This window comes from Lacimonas salitolerans (genome assembly GCF_042677865.1).
GTDB classification, from domain to species: domain Bacteria; phylum Pseudomonadota; class Alphaproteobacteria; order Rhodobacterales; family Rhodobacteraceae; genus Lutimaribacter; species Lutimaribacter salitolerans.
Genome location: NZ_JBHUDD010000047.1, coordinates 49,277 through 67,956, shown reverse-complemented (window position 1 = coordinate 67,956; position 18,680 = coordinate 49,277). Strand labels below are relative to the sequence as shown.

Here is an 18,680-nt window from a genome sequence, read left to right as displayed (position 1 = left end):
CGCCTGTTTCGGCGCGGTTTTCTTTTGCGCCGCGTTGACATTGGGGCCCGCCCCCGCCTACCTGCCCCGTACCCCAACCCGCAAAGGCCCCGCAATGGACGCGCATGATCTTCTGATCGACCTGCACCGCGACGGCATACGGCAAGGCCCGGGCGGCAATGATGAAACCCGGCTGGCCATCACCCTGTCGGGCCTGCGCGACACACGCGGGCTGCGCATCGCCGATATCGGCTGCGGCACCGGGGCGGCAACCCGTGTTCTGGCGACCGAGCTGGATGCCGCCATCACCGCAGTCGATCTGATGCCCGCCTTTCTGGACGAGCTGACAAGGCTGGCCCGCGCCGAAGGCTTGGGCGACCGGATCACGCCGCTTGCCGCCTCGATGGAGGCGCTGCCCTTTGACCCGCAATCGCTGGATGCGATCTGGTCCGAAGGCGCGATCTACAGCATGGGCTTTGCCGAAGGCGTGCAGGCCTGGCGGCATTTCCTGAAACCCGGCGGCGTGCTGGCCGTGTCCGACCTGACATGGCTGACCACCGACCGCCCCGCCGATCTGCACGATCACTGGACGCGCGAATATCCGCAGGTCGCCACCGCCGCCGAGAAACTCGCCACGCTGGAACAGGCAGGCTACAGCCCGCTGGGCTATTTCCCGCTGCCTGCCCGCTGCTGGCTCGACACCTACTATCGGCCGCTTCAGGCCCGGTTCGGTGATTTCCTGTCGCGCAACCGCAACTCCGAGCGCGCGCAGGCCGTCGTCGCCGCCGAACGGCAGGAAATCGCCCTCTACGAACGCAACACCGAACACGTCAGCTATGGCTACTATGTCGCCCGGCGCATCGGCTAGACTGTGATCATGACCGAAACCTACAGCCCGCCCGATACCCCGCTCGACGTCCTGCATGCCGATCACGAACTTCTTGTGGTCAACAAGCCCGCCGGCCTGCTGTCGGTGCCCGGCAAGGGCCCGGACCTGACCGACTGCCTGCTGGCGCGGGTGCAGGCCGCCTTTCCGACCGCGCTGCTGGTGCACCGGCTGGATCGGGACACATCCGGGGTGATGGTCTTTGCCCAGACCCCCCATGCGCAGCGCCACCTGGGTCTGCAGTTCGAAAAACGCCAGACGCAAAAGACCTACATCGCGCGGGTGTCCGGGCTGCTGGAGCCCCGCAAGGGCACGGTCGATCTGCCGCTGATCGTGGACTGGCCCAACCGTCCCCGGCAGATGGTCTGCCAAGACACCGGCAAGCCCGCCGTCACCGACTGGCGCGTCGTACGCTATGACGGTGATGAAACCCGCGTGCGCCTGATGCCGAAAACCGGCCGCAGCCACCAGTTGCGGGTCCATATGCTGGCGCTTGGCCACCCGATCCTGGGCGATCCGTTCTATGCCACCGGCCCCGCCCACGACGATCACCCCCGCCTGATGCTGCATTCCGAGGAATTGCGCCTGCGCCACCCCGATGGTGGCGTGGGACAGAAATTTCGCGCCAAGGCCCCATTCTGACCTTCCTCTCTCTGCAAATATCCCGGGGAGTTTGAGGGGCAGCGCCCCTCATCCCCGAGGCCCCAGGGGGGCCGAGATACAAAGAGCGCGCCCTTGGGCGCGCTCAATCAGATCAGCGAAGGGGCAAGGCTCAGCCTGCGGCCCAGCCCGACACCGCCTTGACCTCGAGGAAATCCTCGATCCCCCAGACGCCGCCTTCACGGCCATTGCCCGACTGCTTCATGCCGCCAAAGGGCGCACCGGCGCCACGGCTCTGGCCGTTCATCTCGACCATCCCCGACCGCAGTTGCTGCGCCAGACGGTTGGCACGCGCGCCATCCTGCGTCTGGACATAGTTGGTCAGGCCATAGACCGTGTCGTTCGCGATCTTGACCGCGTCTTCCTCGGTGTCGAACGGGATGATCGACAGGACCGGGCCAAAGATCTCTTCGCGCGCGATGGTCATGTCGTTGGTCACATCGGCGAACACCGTTGGCCGGACATAGAAGCCCTTGTTGAAGTTCTCGGGGCGGCCCGTGCCACCAGCCACCAGCCGCGCGCCTTCGTCGATCCCTTTCTGGATCAGGCCCTGGATCTTGTTCCACTGCGCCTCGTTCACGACTGGGCCGATATGCTTACCCTCTTCGTTGGCGGGGCCGACCGCGATGCCATTGGCCACTTCGGCCGCGGTTTCCACGGCCTTGTCATAGATGCCCTTCTGCACCAGCATCCGGCTGGGCGCGTTGCAGCTTTGGCCGGTGTTGTTCATCATGTGCATGACGCCGCGCTTGACCGCCTTGTCATCCGCATCGTCAAAGATGATGTTGGCGCCCTTGCCGCCCAGTTCCAGATGCACGCGCTTGAGCGTCTCTGCCGCGTTCTTGGAAATCGCGATGCCCGCGCGGGTCGAACCGGTAAAGCTGACCATGTCCACATCCGGGTGGCCGGACAACTGGCTGCCCACGCCCTGACCGTCGCCGTTCACCAGGTTGAACACGCCCTTGGGGAACCCGGCCTCGTGCATCATGTCGGCAAAGACCAGCGCGTCCAGCGGGCTTTCCTCGGATGGTTTCAACACCATCGTGCAGCCCGCGATGGCCGCCGCGATCACCTTGAGCGTGATCTGGTTCATCGGCCAGTTCCAGGGCGTGATCAACGCGCAGACGCCGATCGGCTCGCGGATGATCCGGTCGTTCGGAGCGTGATCGCCCAGCGGCTTGATGAACTCAAAGCCTTCGGCGGCTTTCAGGAAGTTCTTGATGTGGCCATAGCCTGCGCCCCATTGCTGGCTGCGCGCCATGTCGATGGGCGCTCCCATCTCGAGGCTGATGGCTTGCGCCATCTCTTCCGAGCGCGCCTTGTAGACCTCGGCCAGCTTTTCGACCAGCGCCAGGCGCTCGGCCACCGGGGTGGCCATCCAACCGGGGAACGCGGCCTTGGCGGCGGCCACGGCGGCATCGGTGTCGGCCTTGCCGCCCAGCGAAATCACCGCGCAGGGTTCTTCGGTGGTGGGGTTGATGACGTGATGGTCGCTGCCCTCTTTGGGGTCGACCCATTCACCGTTGATGTAGAACTGGCGTTTCTCGATCATGTCGGGACCTCCGCAAAAACTGATCATCCCCGACCGCGTGGTCGGTGATTTGACCCTACATTGGCACTGACGCGAACGCAGGACAAGCGGCGTGACAAGGATTTGATCAAATTTCCGCAGTGCGAATTTCAAGCGCGTTTTCGCGCAGCCTTGCCTGCAAAGGTCCGCCGGTTTGCGACATCCTGTCGCCATGCCGCTTACCAAGGCCTGCTGCCTCTGGTAATCTTGAGTTTAGAATATATCTAAGAAGCGGAATATAAACCCGAGTCTTTAAGAAGGATTTGACCCATGGGCCTGCGTATCAACGACATCGTCCCCAATTTCACCGCCCAGACCGACCAGGGCGAGATCACGTTTCACGACTGGATCGGTGACAGCTGGGCGATCATGTTCAGCCACCCCAAGGATTTCACCCCGGTCTGCACCACCGAATTCGGGGCCGTGGCGCAACTGGCCGATGAATGGGCCAAGCGCGGCACCAAGGTGATCGGCCTGTCGGTCGATGGCGTGGACGAGCACGTGCAGTGGAAATCCGACATCGAGGGCTATTCCGGGGCCAAGGCCGGTTTCCCGATCATCGCCGACAAGGACCTGGCCGTGTCCAAGGCCTTCGACATGCTGCCCGCCGAGGCCTATCTGCCGGATGGCCGCACCGCCGCCGACTCCGCCAGCGTCCGGTCGGTGTTCATCATCAGCCCCGACAAGAAGGTGCAGCTGATCATGACCTATCCGATGTCGGTGGGCCGCAACTTTGCCGAGGTGCTGCGCGCGCTGGACGCATTGCAGGCCACCTTCGGTCAGCCGATCGCCACCGGCGCCAACTGGACCGCCGGGCAGGATGTGATCGTGGCGCTGTCGCTGAACGACGATCAGGCGCGCGAGAAATTCGGCGAGATCGACGTGAAACTGCCGTATCTGCGCACGACCAAGCACACAGCCTGAGTTTTCAGAGCTTTTGACGCGACCAGGGCCCCCACCACGGGGGCCTTTTTCGTGGGACCAGAACGGGGGTTACCCCTGCAGGGTGGCTGTGGCAGGCTGGCCCGGTCATCGCGAAAGGAGACGCGCGCATGTCGGCCCAGCGCAAGGCCCCCAAAACCCCACCCACGATCATCGGCTGGCGCGAAAAGATCGCCCTGCCTGACCTTGGGATTCCCGTGGTCAACGCGAAAATCGACACCGGCGCGCGCACATCCGCCATCCATGCCACCCATATCCGGCCATTCGACAAGGACGGAAAACCATGGGTCAGGTTCCACATTCCCCATGCCAGCGGGTTGCGCGCCCGCGACGTCGAAGCGCCATTATTGGGCAACCGCGCGGTCAAGAACACCAGCGGCGCGCCGCAGGACCGGATGGTCATTGACACGCTGCTGGTTCTGGGTGACAGGCGCTGGCGTATCGAGGTGACATTGGCCGATCGGGCCAACATGACAATGCCGATCATCCTGGGCCGCACCGCCATCCGCAGACACCGAATCCTGGTGGATGCCGGCCGGTCCTTTCTGCTGGGAGAGCCGGCGCTTTCCAGAAAAGCGCCAAAAACTGCACTGGGCCACAGGGAGGTCCCGCTATGAAGTTCGCCATGCTGACGCGCAACCCGCGTCTCTACTCCCACAAACGTCTGCTGGAAGCCGCCGAAGCGCGCGGGCACGAGCTGGACATGATCAACACGCTGCGCTGTTCGATGAACATCGCCTCGCGCAGGCCCGAGATCTATTACGACGGCTCGAAACTGCCGAAATACGACGCGGTGATCCCGCGGATCGGGGCCTCGATCACCTTTTACGGGCTGGCCGTGCTGCGCCAGTTCGAGATGCAGGGCACCTATCCGTTGAACGAATCCGTGGCCATCGGGCGCTCGCGCGACAAGCTGCGCTCGATGCAGCTTTTGGCGCGGGATGGCATCGGCTTGCCGGTGACCACCTTTGCCCATGACCCGAAAAAGGCCGACGAGGTGATGGCGCTGGCGGGTGGCACCCCGGTGGTGATCAAGCTGTTGGAAGGTACGCAGGGCATCGGCGTGGTTCTGGCCGATACCGCGCGCTCTGCCAAGTCGGTGATCGAGGCGTTTCGCGGCGCGGGCGTCAACATCCTTGTGCAGGAGTTCATCAAGGAGGCGGGCGGCACCGACATCCGCGCCTTCGTGATCGGCGGCAAGGTGGTGGCCGCGATGAAGCGCACCGGCGCCGAGGGCGAGTTCCGCTCGAACCTGCACCGGGGCGGGTCGGCCCAATCGGTCAAGATCACGCCCGAGGAACGGTCAACCGCCATCCGCGCGGCCAAGACCATGGGCCTGAACGTCTGCGGCGTGGACATGCTGCGCAGCAACCACGGCCCCGTGGTGATGGAGGTCAACAGCTCGCCCGGTCTGGAAGGCGTCGAAAAGGCCACCGGCAAGGACATTGCCGGGATGATCATAGAATTTGCCGAACGCACCGCCCGCGACGGCGCCACCCGGACCAAAGGCAAGGGATGACCGGTCGGCCTGCCCCTTTCTCACTGGCCGGGCAAACGGTCCAGCCCGGCACCCGTCAGACGATCGAGGTGCCGGTCTCGTCCTTCTCCGACCATACACCGGTGACCCTGTCGGTGCAGGTGGTGCATGGCCGCCGCCCCGGGCCGGTGATGTTCGTCAGCGCCGCAATCCACGGCGACGAGGTGATCGGCGTGGAAATCGTGCGCCGCCTGCTGCGCACCAAGCAGCTTGGCACGCTGGCCGGCACGGTGATGGCGGTGCCGGTGGTCAACACCTTCGGCTTTCTGAATCATGCGCGCTATCTGCCCGACCGGCGCGACCTGAACCGCTGCTTTCCCGGCTCGCCCTCGGGCAGTCTGGGCGCGCGGCTGGCGCATATCTTTCTGACCGAGGTGGTGCGCCGCGCCGATTTCGGGATCGACCTGCATTCCGCCGCCATCGCGCGCAGCAACCTGCCGCAGATCCGCCTGACATCGGGCAACAAGCGGCTGGTCGAGATGGGCGAGGCGTTCGGCGCGCCGGTGATGATGACCTCGAAATTGCGGGACGGATCGCTGCGCATGGCGGCCGAGGATCTGGGCGTCGATGTCCTGCTGTACGAGGCGGGCGAAGGCCTGCGCTTTGACGAGCTGGCCGCGCGGACGGGCGTGGCGGGCATCCTGCGGGTGATGCAGAAGCAGGGCATGATCGGATCGCGCGGCGTGCCCAAGGGCAGCACAAGGCCGGTTCTGTGCGATTATTCCAGCTGGACCCGCGCCGAGGCCGGCGGGCTGTTCCGCGCCTTTCGCGGCATCGGCGACCTGATCACCGAGGGCGAGACGATCGGGGCGATTGCCGACCCGTTCGGCGTGGCCGAGGTGGATGTGCTGGCCGACACCGGCGGAATCATCGTGGGCCGCACCAACATGCCGCTGGTCAACGAAGGCGACGCGCTGTTTCACATCGCGCAGGTCAGCCGCAGCGCCAACGCCGAGGCCGCGCTGGAAGGCATGGAATCGCACATGGATGCCCAGCCCCTGTTCGACGAGGACGAGATCATCTGAGGCGGATCACGCCACCTGATCAAAGCGGGGATGCAGAACGACGCGCGCGCCCTTTTGCACCCGGTCGAACAGGTGGATCACATGGTCATTGACCATGCGCGCGCAGCCGTTGGAACTGGCCGTGCCGATGGTCCAGGGTTGTGTCGTGCCGTGGATGCGCAGAAACGTGTCGCGATCACCGTCGAACAGGTACAGCGCCCGCGCGCCCAGCGGATTTCCCGGCCCGCCCGGCATCCCGTTGCGATACTTGGCATATTTCCCGGGGTTGCGCCGGATCATGGCATTCGTCGGGCGCCAGCGCGGCCACTCGGCCTTCCATTTCAGGGTATATGTCCCCGGCTCCCACAGGGCAGGCTGTGACACGGCCACGGTATAGCGCCACGCCTTGTAATCCGGCAAGGTCAGGTACAGCGCATAGAAATTCGGATCGACGTGGATTTCGCCATCGGCGAAATACTGGTCCATCTCGACGATGCGCGGCGCGTGCTCGGGCGGCACGGAATAGCCTTTGGCATGCGCCAGTGTGGCATTTGGCAAAACACAGGCAGCCGACAAACCACCTAACACGCAACGACGCGTCAACATCGATCACAACCCCCAATCGGCAACTGTATCGACGTTACTGAATGTGATGACGACGAATCAAGATACCGCAATTCGTGTTTTTCAAAGATGGTGCCGAAAGGCTGTTTTACCTGCCCGTTTGGCCATCTCTTTGGCATTGGGTTGGTGGGGTTGCCGGACGGCACAGACGAAAGGTGCCTGTCACGACAGCGTCACCGACCCGATTTATCTTTTGGGCATCATAACGAAGGCCCTTGGTTTCAGGAGACCCACGCATGACCCCCCACGACAGTCTTGATTTGTCCGCCGACGACTGGGACGAAGCCAATTTTCCCCGCCCCGAGGAAAACGATTTCGACCGGGTGGTCGAACGCGCGATTTCGCGCCGTGGATTTCTGGGCGGTATCCTTGCCTTTGGCTCGGGCGCATCTGTGATGGGCACCGGCCTGCTGAACAGCGCGCAGGCGCAGGCAGCCTCGCGCTTTGCCTTCACGCCGATTGCGGCGCAGACCGATTTCGACGTGCATGTGCCGCAAGGTTATTCGTGGCACACCCTCGTGCGGTGGGGCGATCCGCTGATGCCGCAGGCCGAAGGCTATGACCTGACCGAGGGCGGGCCGGTCCAAGGCTCGGACATGGTGTTTGGCGAAAACACCGACGGGATGGAGACATTCCTGTTTCGGGGTCACCAGCTTATCGCGGTGAACCACGAATACACCAACCGCAAGGTCAACCTGCCCGCCGCGCAGGAAGGTGTGGTTGCCAATGCCGATGACGTTCGCAAACTGCAAAACCTGCAAGGCGTGACGGTGATGGAAATCCGCGAATCCGACAGCGGATGGGAGGTGGTCACCGACAGCCGGTTCAACCGTCGCATCACGCATCGCACGCCGATGACCATCGCAGGCCCAGCCGCCGGTCATGACCTGATGAAGACCGAGGCCGACCCGACCGGCACCGCGTCACTGGGCACGCTGAACAACTGCGGCTCGGGCAAGACGCCCTGGGGCACCTATCTGACCTGCGAAGAGAACTTCAACGGTTACTTCGGATCGACCGAAGAGGTGCAGGATCAAAAGCCGAATGCGCTGGTGGATGGCTATGGCCGCTATGGCATCGGCAGCGACGGCTGGGGCTATGATTATCACAAGCACGACGCGCGGTTTGACACGTCGAAAAACCCCAACGAGCCACATCGCGCGGGCTGGGTGGTGGAAATCGACCCGACAGACCCCGACAGCACCCCGGTCAAGCACACCGGGCTGGGCCGGTTCAAACACGAGAACGCCGAGGTCGTTCTGGCCCCCGATGGCCGCGTCGTCGTCTACATGGGCGATGACGAGCGCGGCGAGTTTCTGTACAAGTTCGTGTCCAACGGCGTCTACGTGCCGGGTGGCCCGACCGATGGCCTGCTGGATGACGGCACGCTGTTCGCCGCGCGGTTCGACGATGACGGCACGGGCGAATGGCTGGCCCTGACCCCCGAAACAACGGGCATGGAACTGGCAGAAATCCTGATCTTTGCCCGCATGGCGGGATCGAAGGTCGGGGCCACCACGATGGACCGTCCCGAGTGGATCGCAGCCAACCCCCATGCGGTCGAGGCCTATTGCTGCCTGACCAACAACCGGAACCGTGGCGTCAAGCCCAACGCCGGTGGCGATGACACCCCGGTCAACGGCCCCAACCCGCGCGAGACAAACAATTACGGTCAGATCGTGCGCTGGCGTCCGGCAGAGGACGATCACGCCAACACGGCCTTTGACTGGGATCTCTATGTCATGGCGGGCAACCCCAGGGTCTATAACAACATCTATGGCGGGTCGCAGAACGTGAACGAGGGCAACCTGTTCAACTCGCCCGACGGGATGGCCTTTGACAGCCATGGGCTGGTCTGGATTCAGACCGACGGCAACGACAGCAACGAGGGCGAGTTCGTCGGCATGGGCAACAACCAGATGCTGGTGGGCGACCCTGTCACAGGCGAAATCGTGCGCTTTCTGACCGGTCCCAAGGGCTGCGAAGTCACCGGCCTGTGCTGGTCTGCGGATCGGCGCACCATGTTCGTCGGCATCCAGCACCCTGGCGGCTCCTGGCCCGATGGCACGGGCCTGCCCCGGTCGTCGGTGATCGCGGTCAAGCGCGATGACAACGCGCTGGTCGGCTGACGCGGTTTCGCGCCGCACCAGCACCCTGAACGAAAAACGGGGCCGACACATCGTCGGCCCCGTTCAAGTCAATGATATGCAATGACGTTTCAGCCTTCGGCTTCTTCGGCCTCTTTGGTGGCTTCTTCGCCGGTCTCCTGGTCAACGACCTTCATCGACAGGCGCACCTTGCCGCGATCGTCAAAGCCCAGCAGCTTGACCCAGACTTCCTGACCTTCTTTCAGCACATCCGACGGATGGTTCAGGCGGCGATTCTCGATCTGGGACACGTGCACCAGACCGTCGCGCTTGCCAAAGAAGTTCACGAAGGCACCGAAATCGACGATCTTGACGACCGTGCCCTTGTAGATGCCACCCTCTTCCGGCTCGGCCACGATCGACCAGATCATGTCGTATGCCTTCTTGATGGCTTCACCGTTGGGCGACGCGATCTTGATGATGCCTTCGTCGTTGATGTCGACCTTGGCACCCGAGACTTCGACGATCTCGCGGATCACCTTGCCGCCCGACCCGATCACTTCGCGGATCTTGTCGGTGGGGATCTGCATCGTCTCGATCCGCGGCGCATGCGCCGAGAAGTCACCGGCACCCGAGAGCGCCTTGTTCATCTCGCCCAGGATGTGCATCCGGCCGGCCTTGGCCTGCGCCAGTGCCTTTTCCATGATCTCGGGCGTGATGCCCGCAACCTTGATGTCCATCTGCAGGCTGGTGATGCCAGCCTCGGTGCCCGCAACCTTGAAGTCCATGTCGCCAAGGTGGTCTTCGTCACCCAGGATGTCGGTCAGGATCGCGTATGATCCGTCATCTTCAAGGATCAGGCCCATGGCCACACCGGCCACCGCGGTCTTGAGAGGCACGCCCGCGTCCATCATCGACAGCGAGCCACCGCAGACCGACGCCATCGAGGACGAGCCGTTGGATTCCGTGATCTCGGACACGATGCGGATGGTGTACGGGAAATCGGTCGGAGCCGGCAGAACCGCCTGCAACGCACGCCATGCCAGCTTGCCATGGCCGATCTCGCGACGCCCCGGAGGGCCGACGCGCCCCGCCTCGCCCACCGAATAGGGGGGGAAGTTGTAATGCAGCATGAAGTTCTGCTTGGACGTGCCGTGCAGCGCATCAACGAACTGTTCGTCGTCGCCGGTGCCCAGCGTGGTCACGACCAGACCTTGGGTTTCCCCACGGGTGAACAGGGCAGAACCATGCGTGCGCGGCAGCAGGCCGGTCTCGCACACGATCTGGCGCACTGTGTCCAGCGCACGGCCATCGATCCGCTTGCCGTCCCTGACCACGGCACCGCGCAGCACCACCGATTCCAGCTTTTTCAGCGCCGAACCCAGGTTCGAATCCTCAAGCTGCTCTTCGGTCAGGCTGGCCTTGATCGCCTCCTTGGCGGCTTGCACGGCTGTGGTGCGCTCCTGCTTGTCCAGGATCGCATAGGCCTCGCGCATCTTCGTTTCGCCTGCGGCTTTGACGGCCTCGTACAGATCCGAATAATCCGGCGGCTGAAAGTTGAACGGCTCTTTCGCGGCGGATTCGGCCAGGTCGATGATCAGGTCGATCACCGGCTGGATCTGCTGGTGGGCAAAGCTAACCGCGCCCAGCATCTCGGCCTCGGTCAGCTCGTAAGCCTCCGATTCGACCATCATCACCGCGTCCTTGGTGCCGGCCACGACCAGATCAAGCCGCTGCTCGGGCTTGAGGCGCAGATCATGCATGTCGTCCACGGCCGGATTCAGCACGTATTCGCCATCGACAAACCCGACGCGGCAGGCCCCGATCGGCCCCATGAAGGGCACGCCCGACAGCGTCAGCGCGGCGCTGGTGGCGATCATCGCAACCATGTCGGGATCGTTTTCCAGATCGTGCGACAGCACCGTGCACATCACCAGCGTTTCATGCCGGAAACCGGGCACGAACAGCGGGCGGATCGGACGGTCGATCAGACGCGCGGTCAGGGTTTCCTTTTCCGAAGGACGCGCCTCGCGCTTAAAGAAACCGCCAGGCACCTTGCCCGCAGCATAGTATTTTTCCTGATAGTGAACCGTCAGCGGAAAGAAATCCAATCCGGGCTTGGGTTCCTTGGCAAAGGTCACGTTGGCCATGACGCTGGTTTCGCCCAGCGTGGCAATCACGGAACCGTCTGCCTGACGGGCAACCTTGCCCGTTTCCAGTGTCAGCGTTTCATCGCCCCACTGCATTGATTTCGTCGTAGTGTTGAACATCGTCGTTTCCTGTCTGGGCACTCCCGGGCGTATCCCGGGTCCCCGATTGAATGGCGGCCCCATTGCCGCCGACCCCCTCATCCTGCCATGCGCCGGGGTCAGGGCGTCACGTCTCAGATGCGCGCGACTTAACGTGTTTTTGCAGTTTTTGAAAGCAAAAGGTTGGCGCAGGCACCGCAACCGGCTGCAAACGGCATGCTGGGGCCTTCACCCGGCCCGGTGCTGCCTGTATGGATCGGATCATGGCCTGGGTGCGCGACAGGTCCAGATGTCCGGGCGCATGAAGGGTAAGGCTGGGTTGTGGTACGGTATTTCCTGAACAGACTGATCGCCGGGTTGGCAATGCTGCTGTGTCTGGCAGCGCCGCTGTCGGCGCAGGGTGTCGAGCGCAGCGTGGGGCCGCAGGCGCGCATCATCGCCATCGGCGATTCCCTGATGGCGTGGAATACCCTTGCAGGCCGGTCGATCCCGCAGATCGTAGCGGGTGCCCTGAAAGAGCCGGTGGAAACCCGTGCCGTTTCGGGCGCACATGTGATCTACAACCTGCCAATGACCGGCGCTATGGGCATGCGCATTTCGGCACAGTTCGGCAAGGACAGCCCCGACTGGGTGCTGGTGACCGGTGGCGGCAACGACCTGTGGCTGGGCTGTGGCTGTTCGCGCTGTCATCGGCGGATGGACCGGATGGTCTCGCCCGATGGGCGCAAGGGGGCCGTGCCCGACCTGATGCGCCGCATCCGGGCAACCGGGGCGCAGGTGATCTATATCGGCTACCTGCGCAGCCCCGGCTGGACCTCCATCATCGACGGTTGCCGCGACGAGGGCGACGCCTTCGAGGCACGGCTGAACGTCATGGCCCGGCAGATCGACGGCGTGCATTTCCTGTCCAACGCCGATCTGGTGCCCCATGGCGATACGTCCTTTCACGCCCCCGACGGCATCCACCCGTCCATCAAGGGCAGCACCGCCATCGGCCAGCGCGTGGCGGCCCTGATCCGCAAACTGGATGCACGGCGCTGAAAGGGGGTGGCGCCGCGCGTCTGACAGTGCGACTCTGCGCCAAAGCGAAAGGACCGCAGACTTGCCCAAAGACACCCCCCTTCTGGCCGTGCTGATCGACGCCGACAACGTGCCCGCCAAATACGCCGATGCCATCCTGAAAGAGGTGACAAGTTTCGGCGAACCGGGCCTGCGTCGTGTCTATGGCGACTGGGGAAACAACCACCTGTCGGGCTGGACCCGCGTGGCGCAGGAACTGGGGCTGGTGCAATACCAGCAGACGGCGGCGACCAAGGGCAAGAATTCATCAGACATCGGGCTGGTGATCGACGCGATGGACATCCTGCATGCGGGTCATTTCGACGGCTTCGTGCTGGTATCGTCGGACAGCGATTTCACCCGACTGGCCAGCCGCATCCGCGAACAGGGCCTGACCGTGATCGGCATCGGCGAATCCAAGGCCCCGCCCGCGCTGAAGAACGCTTGCAACCGCTTTGTCGCGATCGAGAACCTTGCCAAATCGGACGAGCCGAAAAAGGACAGCCCCAAGGCAGGCCTGTCGCAGGACGCGATGGTCACGGCGCGCCAACTGCTGTTCGATGCGATGGAGAAGGTGGATCAGGACGACGAATGGTATCCGCTGGGCCGGCTGGGTCAGCAGATTCAGGCCGATCACCCCGATTTCGACAGCCGCACCTATGGCAAGCGCAAGCTGTCCGATCTGGTGGCGGAACTGAAGGTGTTCGAGACAAAGATCGGCGCGGGCAACCAGCTGTTGGTGCGGCGGATCGACTAGACCCCGTAGCGGGCCAGAAACGTCTCGACCGCGCCGTCGATCACCCGGGCCAACTCGGCCTCGGTGTATTCGGTCTGCACGCCAAAGGCCGACCGCACCCAGACATGCGCCTTGCACAGCTCGGCAAACTGATCGGCGGCCAGATCGAAATCAACGATGTGCAATTCGCCCCGCGCCACAGCATCGCGCATGTACTCGGTCAGCCGCGCGCGGCCAAGTTCCGGCCCGCTTTCATAGAACGCGCGCCCAAGCTCGGGAAACCTGTCCGACTCGGCCAGGCAGATGCGAAAGATGCGCCGCGCGAAATCTGACAGCAGGAACGGCACGATCCTTTGCGCCACCATGGTCAGCACCGCACGCGGCGGCGCGTCATCGTCGATCAGTTCGACCGCGCGCTCGGCCTGCAGCTCGCATTCGTTGCGCACCACCTCGAAGAAAAGCACGCGCTTGTCTGGGAAATAGGCATAAAGAGTGGCTTTCGACACGCCCGCAGCCCGCGCGATATCATCGACCGACGCGCCTTCGAATCCGTCCCGCATGAACACCTCGCGCGCGCCCCGCAAGACCTGATCGAACTTGCGACCCTTTCGGATCTCCGCTGCGCCTGGTGCATCCATGGATAATCCTCTCCTGTCGCCAAGTGTAAACCGTTCGGTTCAGTTTCAGCAAGCACAAGGGACTTGCATCCTCGCGTCAGCCATCTACTTTAGAATTATTCTAATTCATGAGGCTGTGATGCGCTTTCTTACCCAACGTCGAAATTTTCGCGACCTGTCCGAGCAGGAGGTTCTGGCGCTGGCCATTTCCTCGGAAGAGGATGATGGCCGCATCTACCGCTCTTACGCCGAAATGCTGCGCCCCGATTACCCTGACACCGCCAAGGTGTTCGACGGCATGGCGGTCGAGGAGGACCAGCACCGCCAGCGCCTGATCGACCTGCACCGCAAACGGTTCGGGGATGTCATCCCCCTGATCAGGCGCGAACACGTCGCTGGCTATTACGCCCGCCGCCCCGTCTGGCTGGTCGAGAATCTGGGCATCGAACGCATCCGCGACGAGGCCGAGGCGATGGAGCGGGACGCCGAGCACTTTTACCTGACCGCGGCGCAGAACACATCCGACGCCGAAACCCGCAAGATGCTGGGTGATCTGGCCGCCGCCGAGGCCGGGCACCAGACCACCGCAACCCGGCTTGAGGAACAGCACCTCTCCGACGACGCCCGCGACAGCGAGGCGCGCAAGTCGCACCGCCAGTTCATCCTGACATGGGTGCAGCCGGGTCTGGCCGGTCTGATGGACGGGTCGGTCAGCACGCTGGCGCCCATCTTTGCCACGGCCTTTGCCACGCAGGACACGTGGACCACCTTTCTGGTCGGTCTCGCCGCGTCGGTGGGTGCCGGCATCTCGATGGGGTTTACCGAGGCCGCCAGCGACGACGGCGAATTGTCAGGGCGCGGCAGCCCGTGGAAACGCGGGATATCGTCGGGCGTGATGACCACGGTGGGCGGTCTGGGCCACGCCCTGCCCTACCTGATCACCGATTTCTGGACCGCCACCATCATCGCCTTTGTCGTGGTGTTCATCGAACTGTGGGCGATCGCGTGGATCCAGAACAAATTCATGGAAACCCCGTTCATGCGCGCGGCGTTTCAGGTTGTTCTGGGGGGCGCGCTGGTGTTCGCAGCCGGGGCGCTGATCGGCAGCGGCTAACCCCCGGTCGCCGCGCGATACCACGCGACGATCTTGGCGCGCTCGTCCTCTTCCATATAGCTCAGGTTGGCCGGGGGCATGGCATGGGTCAGCCCCGATTGCAGATAGATCGCCCGCGCCTGCCGGGTAATCTGATACTCGGTGTCCAGCCGCACGCCCTTGGGCGGCCACAGGACGCCGTCCCAGAACGGCTCGGCCGCGTGGCACATCGAACAGCGGCCCATCACGATGTCATGCACCTCGTCATAGCCCGCGGCCTGCGCGAAACGGACGCCAGCGCCCTGCGCCTGTTCAGGCGCGGGCGTGCGGAACATCGGGGCGGTAGACAGCCACATGATCACGATGAAGATCGCCGTGGTCGCCGCCCATGTCCACCACGGCATCCCCTTGCGCGCATGCATCGAATTGAAGAAATGCCGGATCGTCACCCCCAACAGGAACACCAATGACGCGATCACCCAGTTCCACTCGCTGGCAAAGGCCAGCGGATAGTGATTGGACAGCATCAGGAAGATCACCGGCAGCGTCAGGTAATTGTTATGCGTGCTGCGCTGCTTGGCGATCTTGCCGTATTTCGCATCCGGCTTGCGCCCCGCCATCAGGTCGGCCACGACGATCTTCTGGTTCGGGATGATGATCATGAACACGTTGGCCGACATGATCGTGGCGGTGAACGCCCCCAGATGCAGCAGCGCCGCCCGCCCAGAAAAGACGGAGGCATAGAAATACGACATCCCCACCAGCACCACGAACAGCGCCACCATCAGCCCGGTCTGGTTGGCGTTGACGAAACGGTTGCACAGCAGGTCATAGACCAGCCAGCCAAACCCCAGCGACGCGATGGAAATGAGGATCGCCCAGCCCGGCGCCACGTCCCATACCGCCGGATCGACCAGATAGAACTCGGCCCCAAGGTAATAGACCACCGCCAGCAGGGCAAAGCCCGACAGCCAGGTGGCATAGCTTTCCCATTTGAACCACACCAGCCCGTCCGGCATGTGGGCCGGAGCCACCAGGTATTTCTGGATGTGGTAGAACCCGCCGCCGTGCACCTGCCATTCCTCGCCATCCGCGCCGGTACTCAACGCGCGGTCACGGTGCAGGCCCAGATCCAGCGCGATGAAATAGAACGACGACCCGATCCACGCGATCGCGGTGATCACATGCAGCCAGCGTATGGCAAATTCGGCCCATGCGCCGATGGCGGCCAGATCATACATTCGAACCTCTTTCCGGTTGGGTCGCGGCAGCCTACCGCAGGCGGCATTTGTCTGTTAATCCATCAGGTAGCGGGAACAGTTTCAAAAAGAATCTGAAAATGGCCTATGTGAACAACATCCGCATGTTCGTGCGCGTCTATGAATTGGGCAGCATGAGTGCCGCCGCCCGCGACCAGCGCGCCTCGCCCGCCGTCGCCTCGTCGCGCATCGCCGAGTTGGAAAAGCATCTGGGCGTGCGGCTGTTCAACCGCACCACCCGCGCGCTGACGGCCACGGAACACGGGCGCACGTTCTATGATGGGGCCTGCCGGATACTCGAGGCGATAGACACCGCCGAGGCCGCGGTGATGGAGGCCAGCCAGTCCCCCCGCGGCACGCTGTTCGTGGCGGCCCCCCTGGGCGTGGGGCGGCGGTTCATCGCGCCCGCCGTGCCCGCCTTCAAGGCGCAGTATCCGCGTATCGACATCCGCCTGCGCCTGTCCGACCGGGTGATCGACGTGGCGGGCGAGGGGCTGGACCTGGCGTTTCACCTTGGCCCGCTGACCGACAGCGATCTCAAGGTCCGCGTAATCGAGGAATGTCCGCGCGTCCTTTGCGCCGCCCCTGCCTATCTCGCCCGGCGCGGCATGCCCCGTGACGGGGCCGCGCTGGTGGCCCAGGGGCATGACTGCCTGAACCTGCGCTTTCCGGGCGCGCAGGAATTTCAATGGACACTGCAAACGCCTGACGGCCCAAAACGGTTCGAGATCACCGGCCCGCTGGAAAGCGACGATGGCGACGTGTTGACCGGCTGGGCGCTGGACGGGGCCGGGATCGTCCTGAAACCGCTGTTCGAGGTGGCCGCCCATCTGGCCAGCGGCGCGCTGGTGCCCGTGGCCACGGATACACCGCCACTGCCCACGCAACTGGCCTGCCTGTCGCCCTCGCGCCGCTATCGCGATCCCAAGGTGCAGGTGTTTGCCGATTTCATGATAGACCACTGCAAGACGATGCTGCGCGAGTTGCAGGGATAGACAGGAAATGCGGCACCACCCCTTGTGATCCCATAATATTCTATTACCTGCATGTGAAACGTATCTTTGAAGCACAAGAAATGAGGCACCGATGTTCACCCGCACCAGCCCGTCCACCGGCCCCAAGTCACCCGAGGTCACGGGATTCTACGACCCCGACACAGGCTCGATCATGTATGTCGCCGCCGACCCGGCCACCAAAAAGGCGGCGCTGATCGACGTTGTGCTGGATTTCGACCCCGCCCACGCCCGCACCCGCACCGACAGCGCGCAGGAGGTGCTGGATTTCGTCGCCGCGCAGGGCCTGACCGTGCAATGGGTGCTCGATACCCACCCCCATGCCGATCACATGATGGCCAGCGCATGGCTCAAGGACCAGACCGGCGCGCCCAACGCCATCGGCGCGAAAACCCGCGACATCGCAACCCTGTGGGCCGGGTTCTACAACCTGCCCGACGCGTTCGACCCCGACCGTGATTTCGACCGGCTGTTCGCCGATGGCGAGACGTTCCGCATTGGCGATCTTGACGTGCGCGTGATGCTGCACCCCGGGCATACGCTGGGCTCGATCACCTATGTCATCGGGGATGCCGCCTTTGTGCATGACACGCTGATGCATGTGGATGCTGGCACCAGCCGCGCGGATTTCCCCGGCGGCACCTCTGCCGATCTGTGGAACAGCCTGCAATCCATCCTGTCGCTTCCCGACGACACCCGCCTTTTCGTCGGCCATGACTACCCGCCCGTGGGCGACCGCCAAGACCCCGCATGGGAGGCGACGGTGGCGCAGCACAAGGCGCACAACCCGCATCTGGCCGGCAAGACCGAAGCGGCGTTCCGCCAGTTGCGCGACGATCGGGACGCCACCCTGTCGCTGCCCGACCGCATGCTCTACGCCTTGCAGGTGAATCTGCGCGGCGGGCGTCTTGCCCCGACCGAAAGCGATGGCAATGCCTACTTCAAGATCCCGGCAAACAAGTTTTAAGGAGACACAGCATGAAAACCGAAAAGATTGGCGACGCGAGTTTTGAAACCTGGTCCGTGGACGAGGTGGCGACAGCCTTTGACGCCAACGAAGTCGTGCTGATCGACGTGCGCACCCCGCAGGAGTACATGTTCGAACATATCGAAGGCGCGCTGCTGATGCCGATGGCGTTTTTCAACGGCGACAAGCTGCCGGGCCAGTCGGACAAGCGCATCGTGTTCCATTGCGGCTCGGGCGTGCGGTCCGAGCGCGTCGCGCGTGCAGCCATTGCCGCTGGCGTGACGCAGATCGCGCATCTGGACGGCGGGTTCGCCGCGTGGAAATCTGCCAAGAAGCCGTATATCGGCACCAACATGGCCACCGGCGCGCCGCAGGCGACGACCCCGGAATAACACGCG

Annotated in this window: 18 protein-coding genes; 13 read left to right on the top strand and 5 right to left on the bottom strand. The window is 63.7% G+C overall.

The annotated features are described in order from the left end of the window. Positions 1 to 94 precede the first annotated feature (94 nt). A complete protein-coding gene (locus tag ACFTOW_RS07485) occupies positions 95 to 847 on the top strand; it encodes a class I SAM-dependent methyltransferase (protein ID WP_379914441.1) in 753 nt (250 codons plus the stop codon). A 9-nt stretch (positions 848 to 856) separates the two neighbouring features. Then, the gene (locus tag ACFTOW_RS07480; RefSeq protein WP_379914440.1) at positions 857 to 1,507 is read left to right on the top strand and encodes an RluA family pseudouridine synthase; all 651 of its coding nucleotides are present in this window, start codon (positions 857 to 859) and stop codon (positions 1,505 to 1,507) included. A gap of 130 nt (positions 1,508 to 1,637) precedes the next feature. On the opposite strand, the gene ACFTOW_RS07475 is transcribed toward ACFTOW_RS07480, so the two are convergent. Then, positions 1,638 to 3,077, bottom strand: coding sequence for an aldehyde dehydrogenase family protein (locus ACFTOW_RS07475; RefSeq protein WP_379914439.1), 1,440 nt, complete (start codon positions 3,075 to 3,077; stop codon positions 1,638 to 1,640). 288 nt (positions 3,078 to 3,365) lie between these two features. Between ACFTOW_RS07475 and ACFTOW_RS07470 the strand changes: the two genes are divergently transcribed. The 4 genes from ACFTOW_RS07470 (at position 3,366) to ACFTOW_RS07455 (ending at position 6,599) form a co-directional block, all read left to right on the top strand. Next, positions 3,366 to 4,019: a peroxiredoxin gene (locus tag ACFTOW_RS07470; protein WP_379914438.1), complete on the top strand. Its 654-nt coding sequence runs from the start codon at positions 3,366 to 3,368 to the stop codon at positions 4,017 to 4,019. Positions 4,020 to 4,147: 128 nt separating this feature from the next. Continuing rightward, positions 4,148 to 4,654 (top strand): ATP-dependent zinc protease family protein, encoded by a 507-nt coding sequence (locus ACFTOW_RS07465; protein ID WP_379914437.1) that lies wholly within the window; start codon positions 4,148 to 4,150, stop codon positions 4,652 to 4,654. Next, a complete protein-coding gene (rimK, locus tag ACFTOW_RS07460) occupies positions 4,651 to 5,556 on the top strand; it encodes a 30S ribosomal protein S6--L-glutamate ligase (RefSeq protein ID WP_379914436.1) in 906 nt (301 codons plus the stop codon). The genes ACFTOW_RS07465 and rimK overlap by 4 nt, the downstream gene beginning before the upstream one ends. Next, positions 5,553 to 6,599, top strand: a complete 1,047-nt coding sequence (locus tag ACFTOW_RS07455; protein ID WP_379914435.1) for a succinylglutamate desuccinylase/aspartoacylase family protein — start codon at positions 5,553 to 5,555, stop codon at positions 6,597 to 6,599. Before rimK ends, ACFTOW_RS07455 begins: the two co-directional genes overlap by 4 nt. A 6-nt stretch (positions 6,600 to 6,605) precedes the next feature. Here the strand turns inward: ACFTOW_RS07455 and ACFTOW_RS07450 are convergent, their stop codons facing one another. After that, positions 6,606 to 7,136, bottom strand: a complete 531-nt coding sequence (locus ACFTOW_RS07450; protein WP_379914434.1) for a L,D-transpeptidase — start codon at positions 7,134 to 7,136, stop codon at positions 6,606 to 6,608. A gap of 302 nt (positions 7,137 to 7,438) precedes the next feature. On the opposite strand from ACFTOW_RS07450, the gene ACFTOW_RS07445 reads away from it, so the two are divergent. Then, positions 7,439 to 9,331, top strand: coding sequence for a PhoX family protein (locus ACFTOW_RS07445; RefSeq protein WP_379914433.1), 1,893 nt, complete (start codon positions 7,439 to 7,441; stop codon positions 9,329 to 9,331). Positions 9,332 to 9,420: 89 nt separating this feature from the next. Here ACFTOW_RS07445 and pnp read toward each other — a convergent pair whose 3' ends face one another. After that, the gene (gene pnp / locus ACFTOW_RS07440) at positions 9,421 to 11,559 is read right to left on the bottom strand and encodes a polyribonucleotide nucleotidyltransferase (RefSeq protein ID WP_379914432.1); all 2,139 of its coding nucleotides are present in this window, start codon (positions 11,557 to 11,559) and stop codon (positions 9,421 to 9,423) included. 300 nt (positions 11,560 to 11,859) lie between these two features. Between pnp and ACFTOW_RS07435 the strand changes: the two genes are divergently transcribed. Together ACFTOW_RS07435 and ACFTOW_RS07430 are read left to right on the top strand one after the other, a co-directional pair. Beyond that, complete coding sequence (locus ACFTOW_RS07435) at positions 11,860 to 12,579, top strand: SGNH/GDSL hydrolase family protein (protein WP_379914431.1); 720 nt, start codon at positions 11,860 to 11,862, stop codon at positions 12,577 to 12,579. A 61-nt stretch (positions 12,580 to 12,640) separates the two neighbouring features. After that, positions 12,641 to 13,354, top strand: coding sequence for an NYN domain-containing protein (locus ACFTOW_RS07430; RefSeq protein ID WP_379914430.1), 714 nt, complete (start codon positions 12,641 to 12,643; stop codon positions 13,352 to 13,354). On the opposite strand, the gene ACFTOW_RS07425 is transcribed toward ACFTOW_RS07430, so the two are convergent. After that, positions 13,351 to 13,971, bottom strand: coding sequence for a TetR/AcrR family transcriptional regulator (locus ACFTOW_RS07425; protein ID WP_379914429.1), 621 nt, complete (start codon positions 13,969 to 13,971; stop codon positions 13,351 to 13,353). The two genes, ACFTOW_RS07430 and ACFTOW_RS07425, sit on opposite strands and share 4 nt — an antisense overlap. A gap of 118 nt (positions 13,972 to 14,089) precedes the next feature. On the opposite strand from ACFTOW_RS07425, the gene mbfA reads away from it, so the two are divergent. Next, on the top strand, positions 14,090 to 15,064 hold the full coding sequence (gene mbfA, locus ACFTOW_RS07420) for an iron exporter MbfA (RefSeq protein WP_379914428.1): 975 nt from the start codon (positions 14,090 to 14,092) through the stop codon (positions 15,062 to 15,064). On the opposite strand, the gene ACFTOW_RS07415 is transcribed toward mbfA, so the two are convergent. After that, positions 15,061 to 16,284, bottom strand: coding sequence for a urate hydroxylase PuuD (locus ACFTOW_RS07415; protein WP_379914427.1), 1,224 nt, complete (start codon positions 16,282 to 16,284; stop codon positions 15,061 to 15,063). The genes mbfA and ACFTOW_RS07415 overlap by 4 nt on opposite strands. A gap of 98 nt (positions 16,285 to 16,382) precedes the next feature. On the opposite strand from ACFTOW_RS07415, the gene ACFTOW_RS07410 reads away from it, so the two are divergent. From ACFTOW_RS07410 to ACFTOW_RS07400, 3 genes are all read left to right on the top strand, one after another. Beyond that, positions 16,383 to 17,297 carry a LysR family transcriptional regulator gene (locus tag ACFTOW_RS07410; protein ID WP_379914426.1) on the top strand — a complete coding sequence of 305 codons (915 nt, stop codon included), beginning with the start codon at positions 16,383 to 16,385 and terminating at the stop codon, positions 17,295 to 17,297. Between the two features lie 91 nt (positions 17,298 to 17,388). Beyond that, positions 17,389 to 18,282 (top strand): MBL fold metallo-hydrolase, encoded by an 894-nt coding sequence (locus ACFTOW_RS07405; protein ID WP_379914425.1) that lies wholly within the window; start codon positions 17,389 to 17,391, stop codon positions 18,280 to 18,282. Positions 18,283 to 18,293: 11 nt separating this feature from the next. Continuing rightward, positions 18,294 to 18,674 (top strand): rhodanese-like domain-containing protein, encoded by a 381-nt coding sequence (locus ACFTOW_RS07400; RefSeq protein WP_379914424.1) that lies wholly within the window; start codon positions 18,294 to 18,296, stop codon positions 18,672 to 18,674. The last annotated feature ends 6 nt before the right edge of the window (positions 18,675 to 18,680 follow it).

Coding starts and splice junctions, on each gene's coding strand:
- ACFTOW_RS07470 (WP_379914438.1), top strand. CDS start 3,366: ATGGGCCTGCGTATCAACGACATCGTCCCCAATTTCACCGCCCAGACC.
- ACFTOW_RS07475 (WP_379914439.1), bottom strand. CDS start 3,077: ATGATCGAGAAACGCCAGTTCTACATCAACGGTGAATGGGTCGACCCC.
- ACFTOW_RS07465 (WP_379914437.1), top strand. CDS start 4,148: ATGTCGGCCCAGCGCAAGGCCCCCAAAACCCCACCCACGATCATCGGC.
- ACFTOW_RS07455 (WP_379914435.1), top strand. CDS start 5,553: ATGACCGGTCGGCCTGCCCCTTTCTCACTGGCCGGGCAAACGGTCCAG.
- ACFTOW_RS07405 (WP_379914425.1), top strand. CDS start 17,389: ATGTTCACCCGCACCAGCCCGTCCACCGGCCCCAAGTCACCCGAGGTC.
- pnp (WP_379914432.1), bottom strand. CDS start 11,559: ATGTTCAACACTACGACGAAATCAATGCAGTGGGGCGATGAAACGCTG.
- ACFTOW_RS07415 (WP_379914427.1), bottom strand. CDS start 16,284: ATGTATGATCTGGCCGCCATCGGCGCATGGGCCGAATTTGCCATACGC.
- ACFTOW_RS07400 (WP_379914424.1), top strand. CDS start 18,294: ATGAAAACCGAAAAGATTGGCGACGCGAGTTTTGAAACCTGGTCCGTG.
- ACFTOW_RS07480 (WP_379914440.1), top strand. CDS start 857: ATGACCGAAACCTACAGCCCGCCCGATACCCCGCTCGACGTCCTGCAT.
- ACFTOW_RS07410 (WP_379914426.1), top strand. CDS start 16,383: ATGGCCTATGTGAACAACATCCGCATGTTCGTGCGCGTCTATGAATTG.
- ACFTOW_RS07485 (WP_379914441.1), top strand. CDS start 95: ATGGACGCGCATGATCTTCTGATCGACCTGCACCGCGACGGCATACGG.
- ACFTOW_RS07425 (WP_379914429.1), bottom strand. CDS start 13,971: ATGGATGCACCAGGCGCAGCGGAGATCCGAAAGGGTCGCAAGTTCGAT.
- ACFTOW_RS07445 (WP_379914433.1), top strand. CDS start 7,439: ATGACCCCCCACGACAGTCTTGATTTGTCCGCCGACGACTGGGACGAA.
- mbfA (WP_379914428.1), top strand. CDS start 14,090: ATGCGCTTTCTTACCCAACGTCGAAATTTTCGCGACCTGTCCGAGCAG.
- rimK (WP_379914436.1), top strand. CDS start 4,651: ATGAAGTTCGCCATGCTGACGCGCAACCCGCGTCTCTACTCCCACAAA.